Here is a 26,617-nt window from a genome sequence, read left to right on the forward strand (position 1 = left end):
GGCAGCAGTGGCGGTGGCGGCAGCGGTCAACAGCATTTCAGACCTCCTCGACCGCGGTGCGCTTGCTGCGCGTGATCAGCCACGCCACTCCGCGCAGGTCGCGGATGCCGACCAGGGCGCGATTGAAGTTGTTGTACTTGGACACGCCGGCGGTGCGGGCGCGGTGGTTCACCGGCACGCTCACCGTCTTCCAGCCCGCACGCTGCATCAACGCCGGCAGGTAGCGGTGCATGTGGTCGAAGTAGGGCAGGTCGAGGAAGGCGGCGCGCTCGAACAGCTTGATACCGCAGCCGGTGTCGGGCGTGTCGTCGTGCAACATGCGCACGCGGATCGCATTGGCCCACTTCGACGCCCAGCGCTTGCTGCCGGTGTCCTGGCGGTGGACGCGCCAGCCGGCGATCATTTTCACGTCGCGGCCGCCCTTGGCGCGCTCGGCGATCAGCTTGGGGATGTCGGCCGGATCGTTCTGGCCATCGCCGTCGAGCGTGGCGATCCATTCGCCGCGCGCGGCCCTCACCCCGGTGCGGATCGCCGTGCTCTGGCCACTCTGGCTGACGTGGTGGAGCACGCGCAGTTCCGGCACCTGCGCCTTGAGTCCGCGCAGCGTCGCCAGAGTGTTGTCGCGCGAGTGGTCGTCGACGTAGACGATCTCGAAGGGAACCACGCCGCGCAGTGCGGCCACGGTTTCCTGGATGAGCGAGGCGACGTTGTCCTGCTCGTTGAACACGGGCACGACGACGGAGATCTGGGGCACGGATGGAGTCATGTCGGCATTGTCATGCCGCACCAGCACGCGGTGCGGCCGAACGGGGGGCGTTGGGCGTGCATCGTACCCGCCCGCGGGTTACGGCGTCAGCGCGGGGCCGCGAACGGGTCAGGCGCGGTCACCGAAATAATCGCGGCACCAGGCCACGACCTGCGGCAGGCCGGCCTCGATCGCGGTCGCCGGCTCGAAGCCGAAAACGGCCTTGGCGCGGGCGGTATCGGCCATGGTTTCGACCATGTCGCCCGGCTGCATCTCCTTGTAGACCTTCAGCGCGGGCTTGCCGGCCGCCTGCTCGATCACGGCGATGAAGCGCTCGAGCTCCACCGGGGTGTGGTTGCCGAGGTTGAAGACGCGGTGCGGCGGATCGTCACCCGATGGCGCGTCGAGCGAGCCCAGCACGCCGGCGACGATGTCGGCGACGAAGGTGAAATCGCGACGCATGCGGCCATGGTTGAACACGTCGATCGGACGCCCGGCCAGTACCGCGCGCGAGAACAGCAGCGGCGCCATGTCGGGCCGTCCCCAGGGGCCGTACACGGTGAAGAAGCGCAGGCCGGTCGCGCGCAGGCCGTAGAGGTGCGCGTAGGTGTGCGCCATCAGTTCGTTGGCGGCCTTGGTCGCCGCGTACAGCGAACGCGGCTGGTCGACGCGCTGGTCTTCCGAGAACGGCGGTGTCGCCGAATCGCCGTACACCGACGAGGAACTCGCATACACCAGATGCTGCACGCCGCGATGGCGGCACAGCTCCAGCACGTTGACGAAGCCCACCAGGTTGCTGTCGACGTAGGCGTGCGGATGGGTCAGCGAATAGCGCACCCCGGCCTGCGCGGCGAGGTGGACGACGCGCGTCGGCTTCACCTCGTCGAACAGCGCGGCGAGGCCGTCGCGGTCGCCGAGATCGAGCGTGCGCAGGTCGACGTCGGGACACAGCGCCGCGACGCGGTCGCGCTTGAGCTGCGGGTCGTAGTAGTCGTTGTAGTTGTCGAGCCCGACCACGGTATCGCCGCGATCGCGCAGGGAACGGCACACGTAGGCGCCGATGAAGCCGGCCGCGCCGGTCACGAGGATGGTCATGCGCGCATTCTAGGGAGCGAAGCCGGATGCGTCGCCTGCAGCTCGCGTCAGCGCGGCGGCGCCGACAGTTCCTGCGTGCTGAGGAAGCCGTCGTGGTCCGCATCCTGCCGCTGGAACATCGCGGCCAATGCTTCGCGGTGCTCGGCCAGGCTCACCGTCCTGCCACGTCCGCCGGGCAGCTCCTCCGCGCTGAGCACGCCGTCGCCATTGGCATCCATGTGCTCGAAGGCGTAACCCATCCACGCCTGGTATTCGGTGAGCGAGATACGGCTGTCGCCGTCGCCGTCCATGCGCGCCAGGTAGTCGTCACTGGCGGTGACCTGGGCGGCGGCGAGTGCGGGCCACAGCAGGCCAATCACGATGAGGACGGTGAGGACGTTACGCATGCCGCGCAATCTGCCGCAGCGCGGCTGAACCGCAAAAGACGGAAGGAGCGTCGCCGCTCCTTCCCGATTCGAACCTGTCGCGCGGCGACGCATCACGCGCCGATGCGCGACGGCGCCAGTGCATACCCCTTCAGGCGCATCGAGAACGCCTGCAGGGCCGCGTTGCCGGAGGCTTCGGCTTCGGCACACCACGCCTGCAGCTTGGCCAGCGTGGCCTGGGCGTCCTGCGAGCGTTCGTCCAGAACCTGCGAGAGCTTGGCGCGGAACTCGGCCAGCTGCGCCATGCGCGGACGCTCGGCCACCCACGCCTGCAGGCGCGCGCGCTTGTCGTCATCGAGCCAGCGACCACCGTCGGCCAGGCCCTTGCGCAGCTTGCGCGGCAACTTGACCTTGGCTTCGCGCAGGGCGGGCAGGGTGACGTTGCGGTAGTAGTCGGTCATCGCCTGGAAGCGGATGGCCAGCAGCGCCTTCATCGTCTCGCCGTCGGGCATGGCGATGTTCGGGCGCACGTCAAGCGTGGGCGCCACGCGCAGCACCTTCGCCAGGCCGACCTTTTCGAACAGGCGGATCGCGACCCAGCCGATGTCCAATTCGAACTTGCGCAGCGCGAATTTCGCCGACGACGGGAACGCGTGGTGGTTGTTGTGCAGCTCCTCGCCGCCGATCCACACGCCCCACGGACTCAGGTTGGTCGAGGTGTCGGCGCTTTCGAAATTGCGATAGCCCCACCAGTGGCCGAGGCCGTTGACCACGCCCGCGGCCCAGAACGGAATCCACGCCATCTGGATCGCCCACAACGCGACGCCGACGAAGCCGAACAACGCGAAGCTGAGGAACAGATACAGCGTCGGACCCAGCGTGGCGTACGGCGTGTAAAGGTGGCGCTCGATCCAGTCGTCCGGGCAGCCCTTGCCGTACTTCTCGATCGACTCGCGATCGGCGCGCGCTTCCTTGTAGAGCTCGACGCCCTGCCAGAACACGGTCTTGATGCCCTTGATCTGCGGACTGTGCGGATCTTCCTCGGTCTCGACCTTGGCGTGGTGCTTGCGGTGGATCGCCGCCCATTCCTTGGTGATCATCGAGGTCGAAAACCACGACCAGAAACGGAAGGCGTGCGCCAGCACCGGATGGAAGTCCACCGCGCGATGCGCCTGCGAACGATGCAGGTACAAGGTCACGGAGAAGATGGTGAGCTGCGTGGCGACCAGGAAATAGATCGCGAGGGAAACCCAGCCGGCCTGCAACAGGCCACCGGCGAGGAAATCGAGCAATGCGGACATGACAACTCCGGAGCGGGCGCGCCACTCCTCGCTGGGCGAAGAGGGTGGGTGGAAGACGCAGTCCCACGCGGGATTCTGCCACTCCCACTGGACGTTCGCGCTGGTATGGAACCCCTATTTGATGGGGACCGGGACGCGCTTCGGCAAGGGCCAAAGCTGAACAGGCGGGCCGGCGGGCATCTTCGTAAGCTAGGGGGCATGCCCGAACTTCCCGAAGTCGAAACCACCCGTCGCGGCCTGGCGCCGCACCTCGAGGGCCGCACGATCACCGGCGTCGTCCTGCGCCGGCCGGACCTGCGCTGGCCCATCCCGGACGAGGTGCGCGACCTCCTGCCCGGCCAGCGCATCGCCGCCGTGCGCCGGCGGGCCAAGTACCTGCTGCTCGACACGTCCGCCGGCAGCGCGCTGCTGCACCTGGGCATGTCCGGCAGCCTGCGCGTGCTGCCGGCGGCGACGCCGGTCAAGGCGCACGACCACGTCGACCTGGCCCTGGATTCCCGGCGCGTACTGCGCTTCACCGATCCGCGCCGCTTCGGCTGCCTGCTGTGGCAGCCGCCAGGGACCACCCACGAACTGCTGCGCGACCTGGGCCCGGAGCCCTTGTCGGACGCCTTCGACGGCGACTACCTGTTCGCGCTCAGCCGCGGTCGCAAGGCACCGGTGAAGACCTTCCTGATGGACCAGAAGATCGTGGTCGGCGTCGGCAACATCTACGTGGCCGAAGCCCTGTTCGAAGCCGGCATCTCACCGCTGCGTGTCGCGGGCAAGGTCTCGCGCGAGCGTTACGCCCTGCTCGCGGCGGCGGTGAAGCGCATCCTCGCCTACGCGATCGAGCGCGGCGGCACCACCTTGCGCGATTTCATCAGCCCCGATGGCGAACCCGGCTATTTCGAGCTTGAACTGTCGGCCTACGGCCGGGGCGGCGAGCCCTGCCCGCGCTGCGGGCGGGCGTTGAAGCAGGCCACGATCGGGCAACGCACGACCGTATGGTGCGGGCACTGCCAGAAATAGCCCTCGCCTCATCTGCACACCACCTATGCGGATATTGGGTTTATATTCGACGCAACTCCGGGGGATCGGATGGTCATGGCGGATAGTGCCGACATCACATTGCTGCTGGATGCAGCCCGAGAAGGGGATCGTGGCGCGCTCGACAACGTGCTCGCGCGGCTCTACTCCGAACTGCATTCCATGGCCCGGCGCCAGCTCGCCGGCCAGCATGGCCAGACCCTCGATGCCACCGCGCTGGTGCACGAGGCCTACCTCAAGCTCATCGGTCGCCGCGAAGCCCGTTTCGACGACCGCGCCCATTTCTTCGCCTATGCGGCCTCGGCCATGCGCAGCGTGGTGGTCGACTACGCGCGCCAGCGCCTGGCGCAGAAGCGCGGCGGCGACCTGCACCGCGTTACCGACCTGCCCGAGGACGTCGAGGGCGGCCTGCGCCTGGACGAGGAAACCCTCGGCCTCGACGTGGCGCTGACCAAGCTCGCCGCCGTCGACCAGAAGCTCGCGCAGGTGGTGGAACTGCGCTACTTCGCCGGCCTCTCGGAACTGGAGATCGCTGCCCTGCTCGAGCGCTCCGAGCGCAGCATCCGGCGCGACTGGCAGAAGGCGCGGCTGTTCCTGCTGGCTTCGCTCAAGGACTCCTGAGTTACGCCGCCGCCCCGACCGGGTAGGGAGCACAGGCACAACGATGGATCCCGCGCGCTGGCAACTCCTCTCTCCGCTGATCGACTCGCTCTTCGAGCTGCCGCCGGAAGCACGCGATGAACGGTTGCGCGAACTGCGCGAGGAAGACCCCGGACTCACCGATGAACTGGAAGCGCTGATCGCGCTGGAAGAGGAACGCGGCGACTTCCTCGCCGAACCGCTGGTCGCGCCGCGCCCGGGCGTACAGCCGGGCACCGTGGTCGGACCGTACCGCCTCGATCGGCTGCTTGGCGAAGGCGGGATGGGCCAGGTGTGGCTGGCCTCGCGCGCCGACGGCCTGTACCAGCGCCGCGTCGCCCTGAAGCTGCTGCGCCCGGGCCTGACCGACACCAACCTGCGCGTGCGCTTCACCCGCGAACGCCAGATCCTCGCGCGCCTGGGCCACCCGCACATCGCACGCCTGCTCGATGCCGGCGTCACCGTCGAGGGCCTGCCCTACCTCGCGCTGGAATACGTCGACGGCGAACCCATCACCGACTACTGCCGCACCCAGGACACACCGGTCGCGCAACGACTGCACATGTTCCAGCAGGTGTGCGATGCGGTGAGCCACGCGCACGCCAACCTGATCGTGCACCGCGACCTCAAGCCCTCGAACATCCTCGTCACGCCGGCGGGCGAAGTGCGGCTGCTCGACTTCGGTATCGCCAAGCTGCTCGACAGCGAAGCGGCGGTGGTCGAACAGACCCGCACCGGCATGCGTGCATTCACCCTGCACTACGCGGCGCCCGAGCAGATCCGCGGCGAGCCGGTCACCACCATGACCGATGTGTATTCGCTCGGCGTGGTGCTGTACGAACTGCTGACCGACCGCAAGCCGTACAAGCTCAAGCGCGACAGCGACGCGGCGTGGGAAGAGGCGATCCTGCTCAATGACCCGCTCCGGCCTTCGCAAACCATGCTTCGCCGGGTTGAGAGCGACACGGTGGAGGAATACGGGCATGTCGCCGCACTGCGTCGCCGCGCGCGCGTGCTGTCGGGTGACCTCGACAACATCGTGCTGAAGACGCTGTCGAAGCAGCCCGAGCAGCGTTACCCCTCGGTGGAAGCCGTCGCCCTCGACCTGCGCCGCTATGAAGAGGGTCGCCCGGTGTTGGCGCGGCCACAGGGTGTCGGTTACCGCATTCGCAAATACTTCGCCCGGCATCGCTGGACACTGGCGACCGCCTCCATGGTGATCGTGGTGCTGGGGATCTCCGTCGGCCTGGTCGCCTGGCAGGCGCGGCAGGCGCTGGCCGAAGCCGCGCGCGCGCAGGCCATGCAGGATTTCATGGTGGGCCTGTTCGAACAGGCGGGTGGCGCGCCCGGCAAGGCCATGGACCTGCGCAGCCTGCTCACCGCCGCCGAGACGCGCGACCGCACCGAGCCCGGCCACCAGCCGCGCGCGCGCGCCGAATTGCTGGGCCTGCTCGCGCGCCTGCGCCTGGGCCTGGGCGACTATGCGGAAGCGGGACAACTGCTGCGGCGGCAGTCCGCCATCGTCGACAACACCCGCGACATCCCCGACAGCCTGCAACTGGAATCACTGACCCTGCGCGGACAGCTGCTCGCCGTGCAGGGCAACGCTCCGGCGTGCCTCGCCCTGATGCAGCCCGCACTGGACGTGGCGCGCGGCGAGGAAGCGCAACTTCCACCGCAAAGCAGCCAGTTCTACTCGCAGCTCGGGCGCTGCCGCCGCGCCGCGGGCGAACGGCAGGGCGCGCGCCAGATGTTCGAGCGCTCGCTCGCCATACGACGCGAATCGCCAGCCGATGAGGTCGGCATCGTCGAGAACCTCGTCGACCTCGCGTCGCTCAAGGGCGATGCCGGCGACAACGCGTCCGCCATGCGCGGCTTCAACGAAGCGTTGTCCTACCTGGGCAGTCATGTCAGCGCGCGCCATCCCCTGGCCGTCACCATCCTGCGCAACCGCTGTGCATTGCGTCGCGCGCAGGGCGACCTCGCGCTCGCCGAGCACGATTGCCAGGAGGCACTGACACTCGCCGTGCAGCTGCACGGCGGCGACAGCCGGGCCGGCATCGAAGCGCGCCGCCAGCTGGCCGCGCTGCACATGGACCTGGGCCGTTACGCATTGGCCCAGCGCGAATTCACCGAGACCCAGGCGTGGCTGGTCGCCAGGCTGGGGGCCGGCGACGCCGAGATCGCCCGCAACTCCAGCAACCTCGGGCTGGCCGCCTGGGAACGTGGCGACCTGGCGGCCGCCCTGCCCGCCCTGGCGCACGCCGTGGAGATCTGGCGCACGGGCCCGGATCCCGGCCTGCTCGCCACGGGGCTATTCAACCAGGCGGCGGCGCTGCACGACGCCGGACTCGATGCCAACGCGATGCCGTTGTTGCAGGAGGCGCGCCGGCTGCGCGTCGGGCAGTTCGGCGCTGAGCATGGCCTCGTCGGCGACACCGACCGCCTGATCGGCGTGGTCGCCGCGGCGCTCGGGGATCCGGCGCAGGCCCGCAGCGCCCTCCAGCAGGCGGTCGCGCTGACGCGTGGTCATTACGGCCCGGGGGATCCGCACACCCTGCGCGCCGAGCTCGCGCAGGCGCGCCTGCTCGCCGCCGAAGGCGATACCGCGGCCATGCAGCGCCTGGCCGAAATCGGGACAACCGGGCCCGCCGACAACAACGACCAGCGCAGGGACCGCTGGTTGGCGCGCGCCTACCTCACCGAGACGCGCTGCCAACGCGAACCGGCGCTCGCCCGCGCCCAGCTCGACGCGATCACGCAGGAGATGCAGGCGGCCATGCCCGAGGGCAGCGCGGCCCTGGGCGACGTGCAACGGATCCGGCAAGGCTGCCTGTAATCGGGTTCAGAGCAACGACTTCACCGCAACGATTTCCGCGCAACGACTTCACAGCAACGGCGGCTGCTGCGGCTCCGGCACGCCCTCGATCGTGGCTTCGCCGCGCATGACCTTCTTGAATTCCGCGCGCGACACCGAGACGTAGCGTTCATTGCCGCCGATCTCGACCTGCGGTCCCTGCTGCACCGCGCGCCCGGCATCGTCCACGCGCACCGTCATCGTCGCCTTCTTGCCGCTGTGGCAGATGGTCTTGATCTCATTGAGCTCGTCCGCCCACGCCAGCAGGTACTGGCTGCCCTCGAACAGCTCGCCCCGGAAGTCGGTGCGCAGCCCATAACACAGCACCGGCACCCGCAAGGCATCCACGACCTCGCTCAACTGCCACACCTGCGACTTGGCGAGGAACTGCGCCTCGTCGACCAGCACGCAATCGAGCCGTCCGTGCGCATCGATGTCGGCACGGATCAGCGTGTCGAGGTCGTCGCTGCGCTCGAAGGCATGACCGCTGGCCTTCAGGCCGATGCGCGACGCCACCGTGCCGCGGCCGGCGCGATCATCCAGTCGCGGCGTGAGGATCAGCACGCGCATGCCGCGTTCGCGGTAGTTGTGCGCGGATTGCAGGAGCGTGGTGGTCTTTCCGGCGTTCATCGCCGAGTAGTAGAAGTAGAGTTTCGCCATGCGCCCAGTTTAGTGATTCGCTGTGCGGACTGGCATGGCGCCGTGCACATCGTTGGCCCGGGTGCGCCGGAATCCGCTGAGCAACGCGCGCGCTGCGTGGCAACGCGACGTCGCCATGACCCGTACGGGATTGCAGCCCCGATTGCAGACCCGCCGGCAGGTTTGCCGCCTGCCGGCATCTGCGCGCCACATGGACGCCGCTCGCTAGTCGGTGTGCTTCGGCCTCGGCGTCGCCTTGGCCGGGCCGACTTCGACGCGGCCGCCGGTTTCAAGCTCGAGGTCCTGCTGCTGCCAGTACGGGCCCGACTCCACCCGGTCGTCGGCATAGGCTTCGAGGCTGGTGGGGCCGCCGGCGGCAACGGCGCTGGAGGCCAGCATGCCGGCGGTGGCATTGCCGAACGAGCCGTGGATCGGGGGCCCGTTCTGTTGCTCGAGCATCTGGTTGCGGTAGCCGATGTGACTGCCGGTCATGCTGCGGGCGAAGCGGCGGATTTCCGCTTCCGCACGCGGCCGCGCCACCGAGTCACCGTAACGGCCGTAGTAGTCGGCGCCCTGGGCCTGCGCGTCCTGCTGCTGTTGCGGCGTCAGCTGCTCCCACATCTTTTCGCGGATCGCCAGCAGCTTGTGGCTGCCGCGCTCGGCGGCGAGGTCACTCCAGATATAGGCGCGGACGTGGTCCGCGGGCACTCCCTGGCCGTACCAGTAGATCAGGCTCAGGTAGTGCTGCGAGTACTTGTCGGCGTACCACGCCGCCCGCTCGAAGCGCCCGATTGCCTCCTCGTAGCGGCCGTCCTGGTAGGACATCAGTCCGTACAGGCGCCACTCCTCGTTGGGGTGGCCCTTGGCCCAGGGCATCTGGGCATCGACTTTCATGAAATTGGCCGTGACCAGCTGGAGGGGCTCTTCGGCAGGCACCGCCGCGCTGCCGAAGAGACAGACCATGCAGAGTCCGGCAAGACGAACGTTTCGTGCGTTCATGTCCGCATCCTCCGTTGGGATAAACGAAAGCCGCTGCCAGCACGCTACTCCCCTGGCCTGGCGCCGGCAATTGCATTTATTGCCGTTTGACCGCCCCATCGGCGACGTTCGTGGAACATCGGCGCCCCTGTTTGTCGATGCCCTGTCTCGACGCCCTGTTTGTCGACGCCATGTTTGTCGACCCGCTTCGCATAACCCGCAGCGCGCGGCCGGCGCCGGTTCCACGCCGGGTAGACTGACGCCCTACCCGGAAGTCTCCATGCACGGTCTCAACCCTCCCCAACGCGCCGCAGTCACGCACTGCGACGGCCCCCTCCTTGTGCTCGCCGGTGCCGGCAGCGGCAAGACACGCGTCATCGTCGAGAAGATCGCGCACCTGATCGCCTCGGGGCGCATGCCCGCGCGCCGCATCGCGGCCATCACCTTCACCAACAAGTCGGCGCGCGAAATGAAGGAGCGCATCGCCAAGCGCATCAGGGGCGACGCGGGCGAAGGCCTGACCATCTGCACCTTCCATGCGCTGGGGCTGAAGTTCCTGCAGATCGAACACGCCAAGGCCGGGCTCCGCCGCGGCTTCTCGGTGTTCGACAGCGACGACACCGGGGCGCAGCTCAAGGACCTGCTGCCGCCGGGCAGCAAGCCCGACGTGCTCGACAACGCGCGCAACCTGATCTCGCGCGCCAAGAACGCCGGGCTGTCGCCGGAGGAGGCGCTCGCGGTCGCGCAGAGCCCGCGTGAGATGGACGCGGCCATCCTCTACCAGAAGTACCAGGCGCGCCTGACCACCTTCAACGCGGTCGACTTCGACGACCTGATCCGCTTGCCGGTGCAACTGCTCGAAGCCGACGAGGAGCTGCGCCTGGCCTGGCGCGAACGCATCGGCTACCTGCTGGTCGACGAATGCCAGGACACCAACGACGCGCAGTACCGCCTGCTCAAGGCGCTGGCCGGGCCGAAGGGCCTGTTCACCTGCGTGGGCGACGACGACCAGTCGATCTACGCCTGGCGCGGCGCCAATCCGGACAACCTGCTGCAACTGGGCAAGGACTACCCGGCGCTGGAGATCGTCAAGCTCGAGCAGAACTACCGCTGCAGCAACCGCGTGCTGCGCGCGGCCAATGCCCTGATCGCGCACAACTTCCACGAACATCCCAAGACCTTGTGGAGCGACCAGCCCGACGGTGAGCGCATCCGTGTGTGGGAATGCCGCGACAACGGGCACGAAGCGGAAAAAGTGGCCAGCGAGATCCACTTCATCGCGCAGAAGAACGCCGCGCCGTGGAGCGATTTCTGCATCCTGTTCCGTGGCAACCACCAGTCGCGGCCTCTGGAAAAGGCGATGCAGCTGCTGCGCGTGCCCTATCACCTCAGCGGCGGCACCGCGTTCCTGGAACGCCAGGAAGTGAAGGACACCCTCGCCTGGCTGCGCCTGGTCGCCAATCCCGATGACGACGCGGCGTTCCTGCGCGCGGTGCAGGCACCCAAGCGCGAGGTCGGCGCGACCACGCTGGCGAAGCTGGCCGAACTCGCGCATGGCGCGCACATGCCGATGTCGCGCGCTGCCGAATCGGTCGGCGCGCTCAAGCAGCTCGCGCCGCGCGCGGCCAATGCGCTCGATGGTTTCACCGGCATCGTGCGCTCGCTGCGCACCGACGCGCAGCGCCTGAGCCCGGCGGAACTGGTGCGCGTACTCGGCGAGAAGTCGGGGATGCTCGCGTCGATCCGCGCGCAGTGCAAGGACGAAGCCAGCTTCCAGCGACGCAAGGAAAACCTCGAGGAACTCGCGGGCTGGTTCGACGGCGGCAAGGGCTCGGGCCCGGGCGAACTCGCCGCCCAACTCGCGCTGCTCTCGCACGCCGACAAGGGCGATGCCGGCAACCAGGTGCGCTTGATGTCGATGCACGGCGCCAAGGGCCTGGAGTTCCGCTACGTCTTCATCGTCGGTTGCGAGGACGGCACGCTGCCGCACGAGATGGCGCTCGAAGAAGGCAGCCTCGACGAGGAGCGGCGCTTGCTCTACGTCGGCATCACCCGCGCGAAGGAACAACTGTGGCTGTCGCACTCGCGCGAGGCCTCGCGCTGGGGCGACAAGCTGCGGCTGAAACCGAGCCGCTTCCTGGACGAACTGCCGGCGGCCGAACTGCAACGCGACGGCGCCGACCCGGTCGCCGATGCGGTACGCAAGCAGGAACGCGCGAGCGCCGGCTTTGCCGCGATCAAGGCGCTGCTGGAAGGCTGATCGGTAAAGCCGCCAGCCGCGCGCGCGTTGCAACAGCGCTGCCGCGCGGCTTGGGTACACTCGGCCGCCTCTTTCATCGACTCTGCACGCTGATGCGCCTTTCGACTCCCGTCCTGACCCTGCTCGCAGCCGCCCTCGTCGGTGGCTGCGCCACGCACGCCGCCACCGTGACTGCCGAAGCGCCGGCACCCACGCCGGTTGCCGCCGTGGTCGCGCAGGAGCCGCCCGCCGACGACAGCCTCAACGCCACGGTGTGGTTCCAGACGTCGGTCGAACGCGACCTTGTCTACACCGCGATCTATCGCGCGGCCGGCCAGCGCCTCGATGCCGCCCTGCGCGACAAGCATTGGGATGCGCTGCCCAAGGACGAGCGCAACAACGACTACACCAAGCTGCAGCCGGCGATCATCGTCGACGTTGACGAAACCGTGCTCGATAACTCGCCCAGCACCGTTCGGCAGATCCGCGACCACCACGGCTTCAACGAGGCCGATTGGGGCCAGTGGGTGAGCGAGCGCAAGGCCAAGCCGCTGCCGGGCGCGGTCGAGTTCCTTTCCTCGGCGGCGAAGAAGGGCGTCACCGTCTTCTACATCAGCAACCGCGACGCCAGCCTCGCCGAGGCCACGCTCGCGAACCTGCGCCAGGCCGGCTTTCCGGTGAAGGACGACAGCCAGTTCCTCGGGCTGGGCACGGTGGTCGACGATTGCGAGCAGAACGGATCGGAAAAGACCTGCCGGCGCCAGCTGGTCGCCCGCCGCTACCGCGTGCTGATGCAGTTCGGCGACCAGGTCGGCGACTTCGTGCAGATCCTGGCCAATACCCGCGACGGCCGCCGCGAGGCCATCGCGCCCTACCTGGCCTGGATCGGCGAACGCTGGTGGCCGCTGCCGAACCCGCTGTATGGCAGCTGGGAGCCCGCGCTGTTCGACAACGAATGGGCGCAACCCGAACCCGAGCGCCGCGCAGCCAAGGAAGCCGCACTGGACGACGCGCGCCCCTGAGGCGCCTCTTCCTCGCGACAAGCGGTCTGCGCTCAAATAAAATCAATAAGTTATGAGGAAAACAAAAAGTATTGCCTAAGAATGATCGGTTGCACTAACCTGCTCCCGTCCGGTTGCGGCCGGAAACGTGCCACAACCAAGTCCTCCGGCCTCGGCCGGATTGCGGGAGGCCCCAATGGCCTCCCTTTCTTTTTGTCCGCCGCCCGCCCCGGGCTTTCGAACCGCGACCGGTTCGGCTTGTCCATCCCGACCCTGCCCGCGACACTGCCGGGCCACGGGGAAGCCGCCGCAGCCATGTCCAAGCCATCGATCCGACCCGCCTGCGCGCGCGCCGCCCTCCTGCTGGGGCTGCTCGTCCTCGCCGGCGGCTGCGACCGCGGCAGCCGGACGCAGGCGACCTCGGCCGCGCCCGCCCAGGCCATGCAGCAACTGGTCGACGACCTGCGCCGGGACGATCTGGCGGCGTATGCCGAACACGCGGTGCCACCGGCGCTGCATGGTCGGCTTGTCACCGCGTGGGGCGAGGGCCGCACCTTGTGGCCGTTGACCGAGCTACCGCTGGATCACAAGGCCCAGGGCTTTCTCATCGCCCTGGCCGAACCGCGCTCGGAGGAAAAGCTGCTGGCCGCGTACCGCCGCCAGTTCGCCGGCGCCAATGCCGAGATCCGCACCGCGGCCTCCACGCTGGGACTGTTCACCACCCAATACGTGACCAAGGAAGCGAGCTACAGCGAGACCGAACGCGACCATTACCGCCAGCTCGTCGCCGCGCTCGCGCGCTGGGGCCAGCGCGCACCGCTGGGCGATGCCGCGCGGGCACGACGCAGCATCCCGCAGGTCACGCTCGCCGCGCGCAACACCGGCCTGGGCACGCCCGATGGCCTGCGAAAGGCGGGGATGGAGCGCAGCCTGCGCCGGCTGGGACCGTTCTTCGTGCGCCTGGAGCGCGTGCTGGCCACGTACGGGTTGGACTTCGAGGCCGCGCTGGCGGGCGCGCGCATCAGCCTCGCCGAACAGACCGGCGACACCGCCCGGGTGCGCTTGCAATACACCCTGGCCGGCCAACCCATCGACGCCATGGTGTTGATGGAGCGCCGCGACGGCCGCTGGTATCTCAGCGACCTGCTGCGCCGCGCCGAGGCCGAAGCCACCATTGCCAACGCCACCTCCGCCGCGCCGTAGCACCACTGATACATCCCCGTTCGCGTCCCGTTTTACGACGCTGCGGGCATAATCCCGACGATGCCAAACCAGACCTCCCTCTTCCCGGACGCCCCGACGCCGCCGCCGGGGCAGCCGAACGACGGCCAGCCCGAAGCCGGCGCGCAGGCGCAATCGCCCGCGCCAGGCGCCGACACCGGCGCTGGTGTCGCGGTGGACCCGGCCACGGATCCTGCCGGGGCCGATGCGAAGCCCCCGGCGACCGAGGCCGCCACTCCGGTTGCGCCGGACGCGGCCCCCGCCCAGCCCGAGCTTCCCATCCCGGCCGCCCCGGCCGCCGGCGCGGCCACCTTTGCCGCCGACCCGCGCCCGCACCCGGCGCCGCGCCGCCCGCTGTGGGCGAAGCTGCTCGGGTCGCTCCTGGAGCCGTGGGTCGAACTCAAGGTCGAACCCGCCAATCCGCTCGAGCACGTTGCCGCGCTGGACGGCCGCCCGGTCTGCTACGTGCTGGAGGACTACGGCCTGTCCAACGCGCTGATCCTCGAGCGCGCCTGCCGCGAAGCCGGCCTGCCGACCCCGCTGCAGCCGCTGCCTGGCGACCCGCTCGGTCGCAAGCGCGCCTACCTCGCGCTGTCGCGCCGCAACGTCAGCACGCTGGCACCGCTCGCGGACAGCATCACCGGCACGATCACCGGCGCCCCGGCGGCGGCGCCGCCGTCGGCCAAGACCCATTCGGGTTCGCTGGCACGCCTGCTCGAGGCCCATCGCGCGCATCCGGAACTCGACGTGCAGCTCGTGCCCGTGTCGATCTTCGTCGGCCGCGCGCCGGACAAGAGCAGCGGCTGGTTCTCGGTGTTGTTCTCGGAAAACTGGACCCTGGTCGGCCGCTTCCGCCGCCTGCTCGCGCTCGCCCTCAACGGCCGCGACACGCTGGTGCAGTTCGCGCCGCCGGTGTCGTTGCGGGGCGTGATCGACGAAGGCCTCCCGGCCGAGCGCACGGTGCGCAAGCTGTCGCGCGTGCTGCGCACCCACTTCCACCGCCTGCGCGCCGCGGTCATCGGCCCCGACCTGTCCACGCGGCGCCTGCTGATCGACCAGGTGCTGGCCGCCGACTCGGTTAAGGAAGCCATCGCCGACCAGGCCGCGCGCGACAAGAGCTCGCTGACCGACGCCTGGAAGAAGGCGCACGGCTACGCCTACGAAATCGCCGCCGACTACTCGCACCCGGTGGTGCGTTCGGTCAGCTTCCTGCTGACGACGGTGTGGAACCGCATCTACCGCGGCGTGCTGGTGCACCACCTGGACAATCTCAAGCAGGCCGCGCCGGGCCACGAAGTGGTGTACGTGCCCAGCCACCGCAGCCACATGGATTACCTGCTGCTGAGCTACCTGCTCTACACCAAGGGTGTCGTGCCGCCGCACATCGTGGCTGGCATCAACCTCAACCTGCCGGTGATCGGCACCCTGCTGCGCAAGGGTGGCGCCTTCTTCATCCGCCGCAGCATCCGCGGCAGCGCGCTGTACTCGGCGGTGCTAAGCGAATACGTGGCGCAACTCGTCGCCGGTGGTTACTCGATCGAATACTTCACCGAAGGCGGCCGTTCGCGAACGGGCCGGCTGCTGCAGCCCAAGGGCGGCATGATTTCGATGACGGTGCGCGGTTTCCTGCGCCAGCCGACGCGCCCGGTGCTGTTCCAGCCGGTGTACATCGGCTACGAGAAGCTGATGGAAGGCAACAGCTACCTCGACGAACTCACCGGCAAGCCGAAGGAAAAGGAATCGATCTGGGCGCTACTGTGGGGCATCCCCAAGGTGCTGCGCAGCAACTACGGCCAGGTGGTGGTGAACTTCGGCGAGCCCATCAGGCTGGGCGACGTGCTCGCCGAACACGCGCCCGAATGGGACGGCAAGCCCGTGCCCGAGGACGAGAAACCCAAGTGGCTGGCGGAGACCGTCGACACGCTGGCCGAGCGCATCAACATCAACATCAACCGCGCCGCAGACGTGAACCCGATCAACCTGCTGGCGCTGGCGCTGCTGTCCACGCCCAAGCACGCAATGGGCGAGGGCGACCTGCGCGCGCAGATCGCGTTGTCGCAGAAGCTGCTCGCGGACCTGCCGTATTCCGACCGCGTCACCGTCACGCCGCACACGCCCGAGCAGATCATCGCCCACGGCGAGGAGATCAACGTGCTCGAGCGGACCCGGCATCCGCTCGGCGACGTGCTCGGCGTCGACGACGAAAAGGCGGTGCTGCTCAGCTATTTCCGCAACAACGTGCTGCACCTGTACACCGCGGCGGCATGGATCGCGTGCTGCTTCCAGCACAACCGGCGCATGAGCCTGGCGCGGGTGCTGGAGCTGGGCCGCAACGTGTATCCGTTCCTGCAGGCGGAGCTGTTCCTGCCGTGGAGCGAGGACGAATTCGGCGAGCGCCTGGCGCGTACCGTCGACCTGTTCGTGCGCGAAGGCCTGCTCGAACGCGTCAGCGAAGAGGATGGTGGCATCCTCGCGCGCAACGCCGGCCAGACCGACGAGGTGTTCCGCCTGCGCGCGATCGGCCACTCGTTGCAGCAGGCGTTCGAGCGCTACTACATCGCGATTTCGGTGCTGGCCAAGAACGGCGCGGGCACGTTGTCCTCGGGCGAACTGGAAAGCATGTGCCACCTCGCCGCACAGCGCCTGTCGTTGTTGTACGCGCCGGCGGCGCCCGAGTTCTTCGACAAGTCGCTGTTCCGCGGCTTCATCCTGAAGCTGCGCGAATTGAAGCTGGTGTGGCCGAACGAGAACGGCAAGCTCACCTTCGACCAGCGCCTGGCGGCGTGGGCGAAGGATGCCAAGGTGATCCTGGGCCGCGAACTGCGCCACACGATCGAGAAGATCAGCCCGGAGACCGCCAAGCCCGCCGGCGACGCGGGCTGAGCCGCGACGCGGCGGCGCACAGCGGTGAAGGCCAGAGGCGGTGCCACGCGCACCGCCGCGCTCTACTGGCTCAAGCCGGTTCGTCGGGGATCAGCGCGCTTTCGAGCCGCGCGATGCAGTCCTTCAGCCACAGCTTGCGCTTCTTCAGGCGCTTGACCGTCAATTCGTCGGCGGCCGCATCGTCGGACAGGCGTTCGATCGCGAGATCGAGGTCGCGATGCTCGGTCCGCAATTCGGCGAGCTGGCGCGCGATGGCTACGGGATCTTCGGCTTCGACCATGTTGCGAGCTTAACCCCGCCCCGCTGCGGCGTCATGACGGATCCTGCGGCACATTCCGGCGAGCCCGGCGGGGCCGCCGGGCGGACGGTAGAATGGCCGTCCGCCGTCGCTGTGCCCCGCTGTCCGCCGTGAACATCCCCCTCCTGCCCCTCGCCGAACCGCTGCCACGCGCCCACGCCCGTGCCGATAAACGCGGCACGCACGAGGCCAACAAGCTCGCCAAGCGCCTGCGCCACCAGGTCGGCCGCGCGATCGCCGACTTCGGCATGATCGAGGACGGCGACAAGGTGATGGTGTGCCTGTCGGGCGGCAAGGACAGCTACGCCATGCTCGACATCCTGCTGCAACTGCAGCAGAAGGCGCCGGTGAAGTTCGAGCTGGTCGCGGTCAACCTCGACCAGAAGCAACCGGACTTCCCCGCGCACGTCCTGCCGGCGTACCTCGAATCGCTCGGCGTCGCCTACAAGATCCTCGAGCAGGACACCTACTCGGTGGTGAAGCGCGTGGTGCCGGAAGGCAAGACCCTGTGCTCGCTGTGCTCGCGCCTGCGCCGCGGCGCGCTGTATAAGCATGCCGAGGAGCAGGGCTTCACCAAGATCGCGCTGGGCCACCACCGTGACGACCTCGTCGCCACCTTCTTCCTCAACCTGTTCTTCCACGCCAAGCTCGGCAGCATGCCGCCGAAACTGTTGTCGGACGACGGCAAGCACGTGGTGATCCGACCGCTCGCCTACGTGCGCGAGGACGACATCGCCGCCTACGCCGTGGCGAAGCAGTTCCCGATCATTCCGTGCAACCTGTGCGGCTCGCAGGAAAACCTGCAGCGCAAGCAGGTGAAGCGGATGATGGACGCATGGGAAAAAGACACGCCGGGCCGCATCGAGTCGATCGCGCGCGCGCTCGGTGACGTCCGGCCCGCGCAGTTGAGCGATCCCCGGCTGTTCGACTTCCTCGCGCTCGGTGCGCGCGGCGGCGAGGTGCCGGATGCACATGCGTGGCTGGCCGGCGAAGCGCATACCCACGATTGATTGCACCGCATAGCCCCTTCCCCCGTGTGCGGGGGAAGGCCGATTGATTGCGTAGCCCCTTCCCCCGCGTGCGGGGGAAGGCCGGGATGGGGGCCTGCGTCCGCGGCGCACCCCCACCCCAACCCTCCCCCGCATGCGGGGGAGGGAGAATGTTCCCCTTTCGCAGGACCCTAAATGTTCTTTCGCAACCTGACGCTGTTCCGCTTCCCCACCACCGCCAAACTCGATGACCTCGACCGCGGCCTCGATGAATGCCAGCTCAAGCCGGTCGGCCCGCTGGAACTGTCCAGCCGTGGCTTCATCTCCCCGTTCGGACGCGACAGCGACGTGCTCGCCGCGCGCCAGCGCGATGCGATCTGGCTGACCGTCGGCGGTGAGGACCGCCTGCTGCCGGGCGCCGTGGTCAACGACATGCTCGCGAAGAAGCTCGAGGAGATCGAACAGAAGGAAGGTCGTAAACCCGGCGGACGCACGCGCAAGCGGATCAAGGATGAACTGATTACCGACCTGCTGCCGCGCGCGTTCGTGAAGCCCAGCCGCACCGATGCGCTGCTCGACCTCGAGCACGGCGTGGTCGTGGTCGACACTTCCAGCCGCAAGAGCGGCGAGAACGTGGTCAGCGAGATCCGCCGCGCGCTGGGCAGCTTCCCCGCCTTGCCGCTGAACGCGGAAGTCGCGCCGCGCAGCGTGCTGACCGGCTGGATCGCGGGCGAACCGCTGCCCGATGGCCTGTCGCTCGGTGACGAGTGCGAACTGCGCGATCCGGTCGACCAGGGCGCGGTGGTGAAGTGCCAGCGCCAGGAGCTGCAGGGCGACGAGATCGGCAAGCACCTGGAAGCCGGCAAGCAGGTCACGCGCCTCGCGCTCACGCTCGACGACCACGTGTCGTTCGTGCTCGGCGAAGACCTGGTCGTGCGCAAGTTCAAGCTGCTCGACGGCGCCGTCGACCAGCTCGAATCCACGGATCGCGACGACCTGCGCGCCGAACTCGACGCACGTTTCGCGTTGATGAGCGGCGAAGCGAAGCGCTTGTTCGCCGTGCTCGAGAAGGCGCTGAAGCTGTCGAAGGCCGAGGCGTAACACCGCCACGAGCACAACCGGCGCGGACGCGAGTCCGCCCGGTGCACGCCTCGCGCGGCCGCCATGCATCGCGACTCCCGCGGCCTGCCGTGCATCCCTTTTCCGCAAGGCCGCGCAGATGAATGCGCGGCTGCGCCGTGCCGGCATCGCGATATGCTTTGGCCCATGACGAGCGTCACCGCATGAATCCACTCCGCCTGTTCGCAGGCAAACCCGGCGCGCAGGCGCGCGGGACGGCGCGCGAAACCCTCAGCCTTACCCTGGACAACGGCGAGACCGTCGCCGTACTGCGCGTGCGCGATCCGCGCGCGCGCCGGATCAAGCTCAGCGTGAGCGAACGCGGCGCGCGCTTGACCCTGCCGCTGCGCGCGAGCGAGGTCGCTGGCGAGCGTTTCGTGCTCGAACACGGCGACTGGCTGATGGCGCAGCTGGCGCACAACGGCAACGCCGCGCCGGCGCTGCAGCCGCACGTCACGGCTTCGATCCCGTTGCGCGGCGGCGACCTGCCGGTGACGTGGCACGAAGGCCGCGCCTTGCGCCTGACCATGAGCGACGGCGGCTTGCAGGCCACCGTGCCGGCCAACCTGCGCATCGCCTCGCTGCGCAGGGCGTTACGAGATTTCTATGAAGCCGAAGCGCGCGCGGACATCGGTCGCTGGTTGCCGCCCCTGCTGCCGACGCTGCCACGCCCGCCCGCGCGCATCACCCTGAAGGTGATGAGCTCGCAATGGGGTTCGCTGGCGCCCAATGGCGCGGTCGCGCTCGATCTCGCCCTGGTGCTCGCCCGCCCGAGTGCATTCGAATACGTCCTGGTCCACGAGCTGTGCCATCTGATCCGCGCCGACCATTCGCGCGCGTTCTGGCGCGAGGTCGAACAACGCTTCCCGACGTGGCGGGACGAGCGCGACTACTTCAAGAACGAAGGCCGCCGTGCCAAGGCCGCGATGCGCGCGTTGCTGGCCGCCTGAGGGCTAAGGACAAGGGCGTGCAGCTGGGCTACCAGCTCGCCACCGAACGCCAGTGAGCGCGTGCCACGGCACGCCGGCACTCAGGATGCGTTGAAGAAATCACCGATCGCCGCGGCCACGCCGGGCGCATCGTCCATGTGCAGGTGGTGGCTGCCCGGCATGACGATCAGCTCGCCATGGCGCAGCAATCCGGCGCGTTCGCGCCGCAGCGCCTCCGGAAAGTAGGTCTGCGCGGGTTCGGCGTAGATCACCCGCGTCGGACACTCGATATGGGCGACCAGGTCGCGGCTCTGCGCCTCGCTCATGCGCACGGCGGTGGGCATGGTCAGGCGCGGGTCGCTGCGCCAGACGAAACCGCCATCGACCGGACGCAGGCCGCGTTCGACCAGCAGCGTCGCTGCCGCCTCGCCGAGGTCGCCGGTACCGGCGCGCAGGCGCGCCTTGATCGCGGTGGCGACATCGGGGAACACGCGCAGCTGCTTGCCCGGCAGCGCGGTGTAGGCGGTGAGCGCGTCACGCAGGCGCTGCGTGGTGCGCCCCTCGGCTTCGGTCAGCGCACCCAGGGCTTCGATGGTCAGCAGGCGCTCGATCCGGTGTGGCTGCGCGGACGCCATCAGGCTGGCGATCACGCCACCGAGGGAATGGCCGAGCAGCGAAAACCGCTCCCAGCCCAGCGCATCGGCGGCGGCGAACGCCGCACGCAGGAACGCGATCAGCAGGTAATCCGCCGCGGCCGGCAGGTGCGCGCTCGCGCCGTGGCCCGGCATGTCGATCGCCACCAGGTCGATATCGCGCAGGTGCGCGGACAGCGGCACGAAACTGGCCGCATTGTCGAGCCAGCCATGCAGCGCGAGCACGCGCGGCGCACCCGCGCGGCCCGCGCGCAGCCCGGCCAGCGTGCCGAAGGCGGTTTCCAGCGCGAAGGCACGCATCGCGCTCATGCGGGCTGCGCCGCCGTGGCGGCCAGCGCATCGCGCGCGATCGCGGCGAGCACGCGCGCGTGCGCGTCGCTGTCGTTGAGGCAGGGGATGTAGCGCAGCTCGCCGCCGCGCGCCTGGAAGTCCTGCTTCAGCATCTGCGCGACTTCCTCCAGCGTCTCCAGGCAGTCGACCGCGAAGCCCGGCGCGACCACGTCGACGCTGCGGATGCCGCGTTCGGCCAAGGCGTCGAGCGTAGCGGCGGTGGCCGGCTCCAGCCATTTCTCGCGCCCGAAACGCGACTGGTAGCTCAACGTCCACGACTCTTCGCGCAAGCCCAGCGCGGCAGCGATCGCGCGCGCGCCGGCCTCGCACTGGCGCGGATACGGATCGCCGTTGTCGGCCAGGCGCTGCGGCAAACCGTGGAAGGAAAACACCAGGTGCGCGGCGTTGCCATGGTGGGCGCGGTGGGCACGGATCGATTCGCTGAGCGCGGCGATCCAGCCCGGATCGAGGTGGTAGTCGCCGATGAAATGGGCCATCGGGACGACGCCGGCATCGGTGTCGGCGCCGGAGCCCACCTTGCCGGCCTCGACGAAGCCGCTGTCGCGGATCGCGAAGCGCGCGGCTTCGACCATGTCGCGCACGGACGCGGTGGTCGTCGTCGAATACTGCGGATACAGCGGCAGCACCAGCACGCGGCGCACGCCATCCGCGCGCAACTGCTCCAGCACGTGGGCGAACGACGGCGTGCCATAGCGCATCGCATGCAGCACGCGCCATTGCGGGCATTCGCGCTGCACCGCCTGGGCCAGTTGGCGCGTGTACACCGCCAGCGGCGAACCGTCGCGCAGCCACACGCTGGCGTATTTGTGGGCCACGCGCGTCGCGCGCAGCGGCAGGATGACGAGGTTCAGCAGCGGCCACCACAGCCAGCGCGGCAGGTCGACCACGCGGCGGTCGGACAGGAATTCGCGCAGGTAGCGGCGCACGGCGCCGGGCGTGGGCGCATCGGGCGTGCCGAGGTTCACCAGCACCATCGCGGTGGCACGGTCGATGGCGGCTGCGGTCTCGCCTGCCGTGGGGGTGGGCGCGGTCATCGGCATAGGATGACAGTCGAGGGGAGGGGGAGTCACGGTGTGGCGGGAGAGAACGCTGTGGTTTGCCATCTCCAGCCGCTGCGGCGGCTTTGTTTGCGCCGTCGCCTCGCTTTGCTGGGGCGCGGCGCGCTGCGGCGGCCTCGTTTGCGCCGTCGCTTCAACTTTTCCGCGGCGCGGTTCGTGACTGTTCATTTCCGCGCACTTACGCTGCCGGAACCCCTGCCTCCGGAGCTGTCATGTCGAGCCACGCTTTGTCGAAGTCGTCCCTGCTGTCGCTGTCGCTCGCCCTCTCGCTCGCTCTCGCCGGCACCGCCGTCGCCGCGCCCGAGCAGGACCAGCGCTCCATCGACGCGGTGCGTGTGCTCAGCGAAGTGCAGCGCATCCCGGAATCCGCGATCCCGGACAAGCTGTTCGATGAAGCCAGGGCGATCGTGGTGGTTCCGGACGCGCTCAAGGTCGGCCTCGTGCTCGGCGGCCGCCGCGGCCACGGCGTGGTCTCGATCAAGAATCCCGACGGCAGCTGGTCCAACCCCAGCTTCGTCAAGCTCACCGGCGGCAGCATCGGCCTGCAGGCCGGCGTGCAGTCCTCCGACATCGTGCTGGTGTTCCGTGGCGAGCGCGGCCTGGACTCCATCGTCAACGGCAAGGTCACCATCGGCGCCGATGCCGGGGCGGCCGCAGGCCCGGTCGGCCGCAACGCCGCCACCCTTACCGACGGCCAGCTGAAGGCGGAAATCTGGTCGTGGTCCCGCGCGCGCGGGCTGTTCGCCGGCATCGCGCTCGATGGCGCGGTGCTATCGATCGACGACGCCTCCAACCAGCTCGCTTACGGCCAGGGCACCACGCCGCGGATGATCTTCGAGGGCCGTACGCCCGGGCAGCCGGACGACAAGGTGATCGACTTCCGCGACGCGCTGGAGGAAGCCAGCGCGCTGGCCCGCGAGCGCCGTGGCGGACATGCGAGCACGGCCTCGCGCGGTGCGGCTTCACCTGCGCCGGTGGCGCAGGCCCAGGCCATGGCCCCGGCCGCCGCCGAGACCCGGCCCGCGCCGTTCGAGGACGTTCCCGCCGACGCTGGCGTCCGCAGCGAACCGCTGCCGCCTGAACCCGCGCGCACCACCCCGTCCGGCCGTCGCTGAGCCACGGCCGCCGATCACGGGATGCCGCGGTCGCCCCCGCCGCTGCGGTATCCTTAGCCTCCACTTCGCAGGGCAATATCATGGGCGGTTTGAGCATTTGGCACTGGCTGATCGTGCTGGTGATCGTGGTGCTGGTGTTCGGCACCAAGCGCCTGGGCAACGTCGGCAAGGACCTCGGTGAGGCCGTGAAGGGCTTCAAGAAGGGCCTGCAGGACGACGACGACAAGAAGCCGTCGGGGCAGCTGCCCGACGAGCGCCGCGACAGCGGCTCCACCACGTCGCAGCGCGACGACGAGCACACCCCGCGCTGACGCGCACGGGCCCGCCGCAAGGGCGGGTTGACGCATGTTCGATGTCGGATTCGGCGAGATCCTCCTGATCGCGGTCGTGGCCCTGCTCGTGCTGGGCCCCGAACGCCTGCCCAAGGCCGCGCGTTTTGCCGGCCTGTGGGTGCGGCGCGCGCGCGCGCAGTGGTATTCGGTCAAGGCCGAGCTCGAGAACGAACTCGCCGACGAGGAGCTCAAGCGCAGCCTGAAGCAGGCCCAGGCCGACCTGATGGAAGCGCGGGCTTCGTTGGCACAGGGCGGCATGGCGCTGCAGCGCCAGATCGAAGATGCGCAGGCCGAGGTCCACAATGCCCTGCGCTCCGGCACGACCTCCGATGCCGGCGACAGCGCCGGGACATCGCCACATGCCGCTGGCGCACCGGAACCCACCACGCCGACGCTCCCCGGACGCGATACCGCCCCCGGCATGGAATCCGACGCCGACGCGGCCGGGCCCGGACACGATGAACGACGCTGACGCCGCTCCCCCGCAGGGCGAAAGCCGCCTGATCGATCACCTGATCGAACTGCGCGCGCGCCTGCTGCGCGCGGTGCTGGGCCTGGTCATCGTGTTCGTCGCATTGCTGCCGTTCGCCAACAGGCTTTATGCCTGGCTGGCGAAACCGCTATTGGCAAAACTGCCGGCCGGCGGACAGCTGATCGCCACCGGCGTCGTGTCGCCCTTCTTCGCGCCGGTGAAGCTGGCGTTCTTCGCCGCGCTGTTCGTGTCGGTGCCGTGGCTGCTGTACCAGGCCTGGGCCTTCGTCGCGCCGGGCCTGTACCAACGCGAGAAAAAGCTGGCGCTGCCGCTGCTGGTGTCGGCGGTATCGCTGTTCTACGCGGGCTGCGCGTTTGCGTATTTCCTGGTGTTGCCGGCCGTGTTCGCCTTCCTCACCCGCGTCACGCCCGAGGGCGTGGCGATGATGACCGACATCCAGGCCTACCTGGATTTCGTACTGGTGATCTTCCTCGCGTTCGGCGCGAGCTTCGAGGTGCCGGTGGCGCTGGTGATCCTGGCACTGCTCGGCTGGGTCACGCCGAAGCAGCTCAAGGAATCGCGCGGCTACGCCGTCGTCGGCGTCTTCGTCGTCGCCGCGATCATCACGCCGCCAGACGTGGTCTCCCAGCTGATGCTCGCGATCCCGATGTGCATCCTGTACGAGGTCGGCATCATCGCCGCCGGGTGGGTGGCTCCCAAGCGCGAAGCGGAGCCTCGCTGAGTGGTCGTTGCGATCGCAACCTGAGCGCCGCCGGTTCGCGGATATCGGCCGCGGGCGCGGCATCAGCCCTGTCGCAGTTTGGGTCAGCCGTGGGCCGGCATCACCGGCGGCACATACTCCAGCGTCATCCCCAGCAGCCACAGCAACCCCAGCACCAGGGGTACATGCACCAGCAGCTGCATGAAGGTGAAACCGACGATGTCGCGCGCCTTCAATCCGAGCACGCCCAGCAGCGGCAGCATCCAGAACGGATTGACCAGGTTCGGCAATGCCTCCGCGGCGTTGTAGACCTGCACCGCCCAGCCCAGGTGCATCTGCAGCTCGTTGGCGGCGTGCATCACGTACGGCGCCTCGATGATCCACTTGCCGCCGCCCGACGGCACGAAAAAACCGAGCACCGCCGAATACGCGCCCATCACCAGCGCGAAGCTGTCGCGCGAGGCGACCTGCACGAACAACGCCGACAGGCGCTGCGCCAGGGTGACGCCGTTGGCGCCGGCGACGTCGGTCAACAGCAGCGCGATGCCGCCGTAGAGCGGGAACTGCAGCAGCACGCCGGTAGTGCTGGGCACGGCCTTCGCGACGGCGTCGAGGAAGCTGCGCGGCCGCCAGTGCAGCAACAGGCCGAGCGACAGGAACAGCAGGTTGTAGGTGTTTAGGTCGGCGATCGCGCGCGCGATCGGTTTGCCGGTGAATTCCGAAGCAAGCCAGCCGAAGGCGAGCAGCGACAGCGCGATGGTCAGCAGCGGACTGTGCTCCAGCCATTCGCCGGGGCGCTTCGCCACCACGGAGGCCGCGGCCGCCACGTCATCCCGCGCCATCGTTTCCGGCGCGCCGCGCGCCGACGCCTCGCCCGGTGCGGTCCAGTAGGCGACCAGCACCGACACGGCGATCAGTACCGCGGTGAGTGCGAGCGACTGCCACAGGAAGATCGTCTGTGCGAACGGCAATACACCGGTGATCTCGAGCAGGCCCGGCGGCATGCTCGCCGGGTTCGCCTGCAGCTGTGCGGCGGAGGAACTCAGTCCCAGCGCCCAGACGGCGCCCAGGCCGAGATAGGCCGCGGCGCCGGCCGCGCGGTAGTCCATGCGCAGGTCCTCGCGCCGCGCCAGCGCGCGTGCCAGCAGCCCGGCGAACACCATCGAGAAGCCCCAGCTCAGCAGCGAGCTCAGCATGCTCACCGCGGCGACGAAGGCGACCGCGCCGCGCCCGCTGCGCGGCCAGCGCGCCAGTCGTTCGATCAGGCGCGCGACCACGGGAGCGGTGGCTACGACATAGCCACCGATCACCACGAACACCATCTGCATGGTGAAGGGAATCAGGCTCCAGTAGCCCTTGCCGAAGCCTTGCGCGGTGGCTTGCGGCGTCGCGCCACAGGCGATGGCCGCCGCCGCGACGATCAGCACGCCGAGCACGGCGAATACCCAGGCATCGGGGAACCAGCGCTCGGCGAAAGCCGCGCAACGCAGCGCCGTCCGCGCCATCCAGCGTTCGCCCGCTGCTTCGTTCATCGTGAGTCCCCTTGCGCTTGTCGTTGCATTGTCGCCACAAAAGACAACGGCCCGCG

24 protein-coding genes are annotated in these 26,617 nt (G+C 68.9%); 14 read left to right on the top strand and 10 right to left on the bottom strand.

The window, feature by feature from the left end; translation table 11 throughout:
- Positions 1–37 precede the first annotated feature (37 nt).
- The 4 genes from ACYVGE_RS11685 to ACYVGE_RS11700 form a co-directional block, all read right to left on the bottom strand.
- Positions 38–766 carry a glycosyltransferase family 2 protein gene (locus ACYVGE_RS11685; protein WP_460730061.1) on the bottom strand — a complete coding sequence of 243 codons (729 nt, stop codon included), beginning with the start codon at positions 764–766 and terminating at the stop codon, positions 38–40.
- Between the two features lie 108 nt (positions 767–874).
- Positions 875–1,840: an NAD-dependent epimerase/dehydratase family protein gene (locus tag ACYVGE_RS11690; RefSeq protein ID WP_460730063.1), complete on the bottom strand. Its 966-nt coding sequence runs from the start codon at positions 1,838–1,840 to the stop codon at positions 875–877.
- A 47-nt stretch (positions 1,841–1,887) separates the two neighbouring features.
- Positions 1,888–2,226: an EF-hand domain-containing protein gene (locus tag ACYVGE_RS11695; RefSeq protein ID WP_460730065.1), complete on the bottom strand. Its 339-nt coding sequence runs from the start codon at positions 2,224–2,226 to the stop codon at positions 1,888–1,890.
- Positions 2,227–2,318: 92 nt separating this feature from the next.
- Positions 2,319–3,506, bottom strand: a complete 1,188-nt coding sequence (locus ACYVGE_RS11700; RefSeq protein WP_460730067.1) for a DesA family fatty acid desaturase — start codon at positions 3,504–3,506, stop codon at positions 2,319–2,321.
- A gap of 198 nt (positions 3,507–3,704) precedes the next feature.
- On the opposite strand from ACYVGE_RS11700, the gene mutM reads away from it, so the two are divergent.
- The 3 genes from mutM to ACYVGE_RS11715 all read left to right on the top strand — a co-directional run bounded on the left by mutM (position 3,705) and on the right by ACYVGE_RS11715 (position 8,013).
- Positions 3,705–4,517 (top strand): bifunctional DNA-formamidopyrimidine glycosylase/DNA-(apurinic or apyrimidinic site) lyase, encoded by an 813-nt coding sequence (gene mutM, locus ACYVGE_RS11705; protein WP_460730069.1) that lies wholly within the window; start codon positions 3,705–3,707, stop codon positions 4,515–4,517.
- Between the two features lie 75 nt (positions 4,518–4,592).
- The gene (locus tag ACYVGE_RS11710) at positions 4,593–5,156 is read left to right on the top strand and encodes an ECF-type sigma factor (RefSeq protein ID WP_310054653.1); all 564 of its coding nucleotides are present in this window, start codon (positions 4,593–4,595) and stop codon (positions 5,154–5,156) included.
- Between the two features lie 43 nt (positions 5,157–5,199).
- The gene (locus ACYVGE_RS11715; protein WP_460730071.1) at positions 5,200–8,013 is read left to right on the top strand and encodes a serine/threonine-protein kinase; all 2,814 of its coding nucleotides are present in this window, start codon (positions 5,200–5,202) and stop codon (positions 8,011–8,013) included.
- Between the two features lie 48 nt (positions 8,014–8,061).
- Here the strand turns inward: ACYVGE_RS11715 and ACYVGE_RS11720 are convergent, their stop codons facing one another.
- Positions 8,062–8,691, bottom strand: a complete 630-nt coding sequence (locus ACYVGE_RS11720) for a thymidine kinase (protein ID WP_460730072.1) — start codon at positions 8,689–8,691, stop codon at positions 8,062–8,064.
- Between the two features lie 204 nt (positions 8,692–8,895).
- Entirely contained in the window at positions 8,896–9,669 is a 774-nt protein-coding gene (locus ACYVGE_RS11725) for a hypothetical protein (RefSeq protein WP_460730073.1), read from the bottom strand.
- 259 nt (positions 9,670–9,928) lie between these two features.
- On the opposite strand from ACYVGE_RS11725, the gene ACYVGE_RS11730 reads away from it, so the two are divergent.
- From ACYVGE_RS11730 to plsB, 4 genes are all read left to right on the top strand, one after another.
- Positions 9,929–11,908, top strand: a complete 1,980-nt coding sequence (locus tag ACYVGE_RS11730; RefSeq protein WP_460730075.1) for a UvrD-helicase domain-containing protein — start codon at positions 9,929–9,931, stop codon at positions 11,906–11,908.
- Between the two features lie 92 nt (positions 11,909–12,000).
- Entirely contained in the window at positions 12,001–12,909 is a 909-nt protein-coding gene (locus tag ACYVGE_RS11735; protein ID WP_460730077.1) for a 5'-nucleotidase, lipoprotein e(P4) family, read from the top strand.
- Between the two features lie 294 nt (positions 12,910–13,203).
- Positions 13,204–14,091: a hypothetical protein gene (locus ACYVGE_RS11740; protein ID WP_460730079.1), complete on the top strand. Its 888-nt coding sequence runs from the start codon at positions 13,204–13,206 to the stop codon at positions 14,089–14,091.
- Between the two features lie 60 nt (positions 14,092–14,151).
- Positions 14,152–16,992, top strand: a complete 2,841-nt coding sequence (plsB, locus tag ACYVGE_RS11745; protein WP_460730081.1) for a glycerol-3-phosphate 1-O-acyltransferase PlsB — start codon at positions 14,152–14,154, stop codon at positions 16,990–16,992.
- A gap of 70 nt (positions 16,993–17,062) precedes the next feature.
- Here the strand turns inward: plsB and ACYVGE_RS11750 are convergent, their stop codons facing one another.
- On the bottom strand, positions 17,063–17,272 hold the full coding sequence (locus ACYVGE_RS11750) for a YdcH family protein (protein WP_460730083.1): 210 nt from the start codon (positions 17,270–17,272) through the stop codon (positions 17,063–17,065).
- Positions 17,273–17,364: 92 nt separating this feature from the next.
- Here ACYVGE_RS11750 and ttcA point away from each other — a divergent pair, with 92 nt between their 5' ends.
- The 3 genes from ttcA to ACYVGE_RS11765 all read left to right on the top strand — a co-directional run bounded on the left by ttcA (position 17,365) and on the right by ACYVGE_RS11765 (position 20,348).
- Positions 17,365–18,300: a tRNA 2-thiocytidine(32) synthetase TtcA gene (gene ttcA / locus ACYVGE_RS11755; protein ID WP_460730085.1), complete on the top strand. Its 936-nt coding sequence runs from the start codon at positions 17,365–17,367 to the stop codon at positions 18,298–18,300.
- Positions 18,301–18,474: 174 nt separating this feature from the next.
- Positions 18,475–19,380, top strand: coding sequence for a recombination-associated protein RdgC (locus tag ACYVGE_RS11760; protein WP_310054671.1), 906 nt, complete (start codon positions 18,475–18,477; stop codon positions 19,378–19,380).
- 182 nt (positions 19,381–19,562) lie between these two features.
- Positions 19,563–20,348, top strand: coding sequence for a YgjP family zinc-dependent metalloprotease (locus tag ACYVGE_RS11765; RefSeq protein WP_460730087.1), 786 nt, complete (start codon positions 19,563–19,565; stop codon positions 20,346–20,348).
- Between the two features lie 80 nt (positions 20,349–20,428).
- Here ACYVGE_RS11765 and ACYVGE_RS11770 read toward each other — a convergent pair whose 3' ends face one another.
- A complete protein-coding gene (locus ACYVGE_RS11770; RefSeq protein WP_460730571.1) occupies positions 20,429–21,280 on the bottom strand; it encodes an alpha/beta fold hydrolase in 852 nt (283 codons plus the stop codon).
- Between the two features lie 5 nt (positions 21,281–21,285).
- Positions 21,286–22,365: a ferrochelatase gene (hemH, locus tag ACYVGE_RS11775; protein ID WP_460730089.1), complete on the bottom strand. Its 1,080-nt coding sequence runs from the start codon at positions 22,363–22,365 to the stop codon at positions 21,286–21,288.
- A 251-nt stretch (positions 22,366–22,616) separates the two neighbouring features.
- Between hemH and ACYVGE_RS11780 the strand changes: the two genes are divergently transcribed.
- The 4 genes from ACYVGE_RS11780 to tatC all read left to right on the top strand — a co-directional run bounded on the left by ACYVGE_RS11780 (position 22,617) and on the right by tatC (position 25,050).
- Positions 22,617–23,504 (top strand): lipid-binding SYLF domain-containing protein, encoded by an 888-nt coding sequence (locus ACYVGE_RS11780; RefSeq protein WP_460730572.1) that lies wholly within the window; start codon positions 22,617–22,619, stop codon positions 23,502–23,504.
- Between the two features lie 80 nt (positions 23,505–23,584).
- Positions 23,585–23,815, top strand: a complete 231-nt coding sequence (gene tatA, locus ACYVGE_RS11785; RefSeq protein ID WP_460730091.1) for a Sec-independent protein translocase subunit TatA — start codon at positions 23,585–23,587, stop codon at positions 23,813–23,815.
- Between the two features lie 34 nt (positions 23,816–23,849).
- Positions 23,850–24,308 (top strand): Sec-independent protein translocase protein TatB, encoded by a 459-nt coding sequence (gene tatB / locus ACYVGE_RS11790; RefSeq protein ID WP_460730093.1) that lies wholly within the window; start codon positions 23,850–23,852, stop codon positions 24,306–24,308.
- On the top strand, positions 24,295–25,050 hold the full coding sequence (gene tatC, locus ACYVGE_RS11795; RefSeq protein ID WP_460730095.1) for a twin-arginine translocase subunit TatC: 756 nt from the start codon (positions 24,295–24,297) through the stop codon (positions 25,048–25,050). The genes tatB and tatC overlap by 14 nt, the downstream gene beginning before the upstream one ends.
- Positions 25,051–25,133: 83 nt before the next feature.
- On the opposite strand, the gene ACYVGE_RS11800 is transcribed toward tatC, so the two are convergent.
- Positions 25,134–26,534, bottom strand: a complete 1,401-nt coding sequence (locus tag ACYVGE_RS11800) for a short-chain fatty acid transporter (RefSeq protein ID WP_460730573.1) — start codon at positions 26,532–26,534, stop codon at positions 25,134–25,136.
- Between the last annotated feature and the right edge of the window lie 83 nt (positions 26,535–26,617).

The sequence above is a fragment of the Lysobacter rhizosphaerae genome (assembly GCF_054779795.1).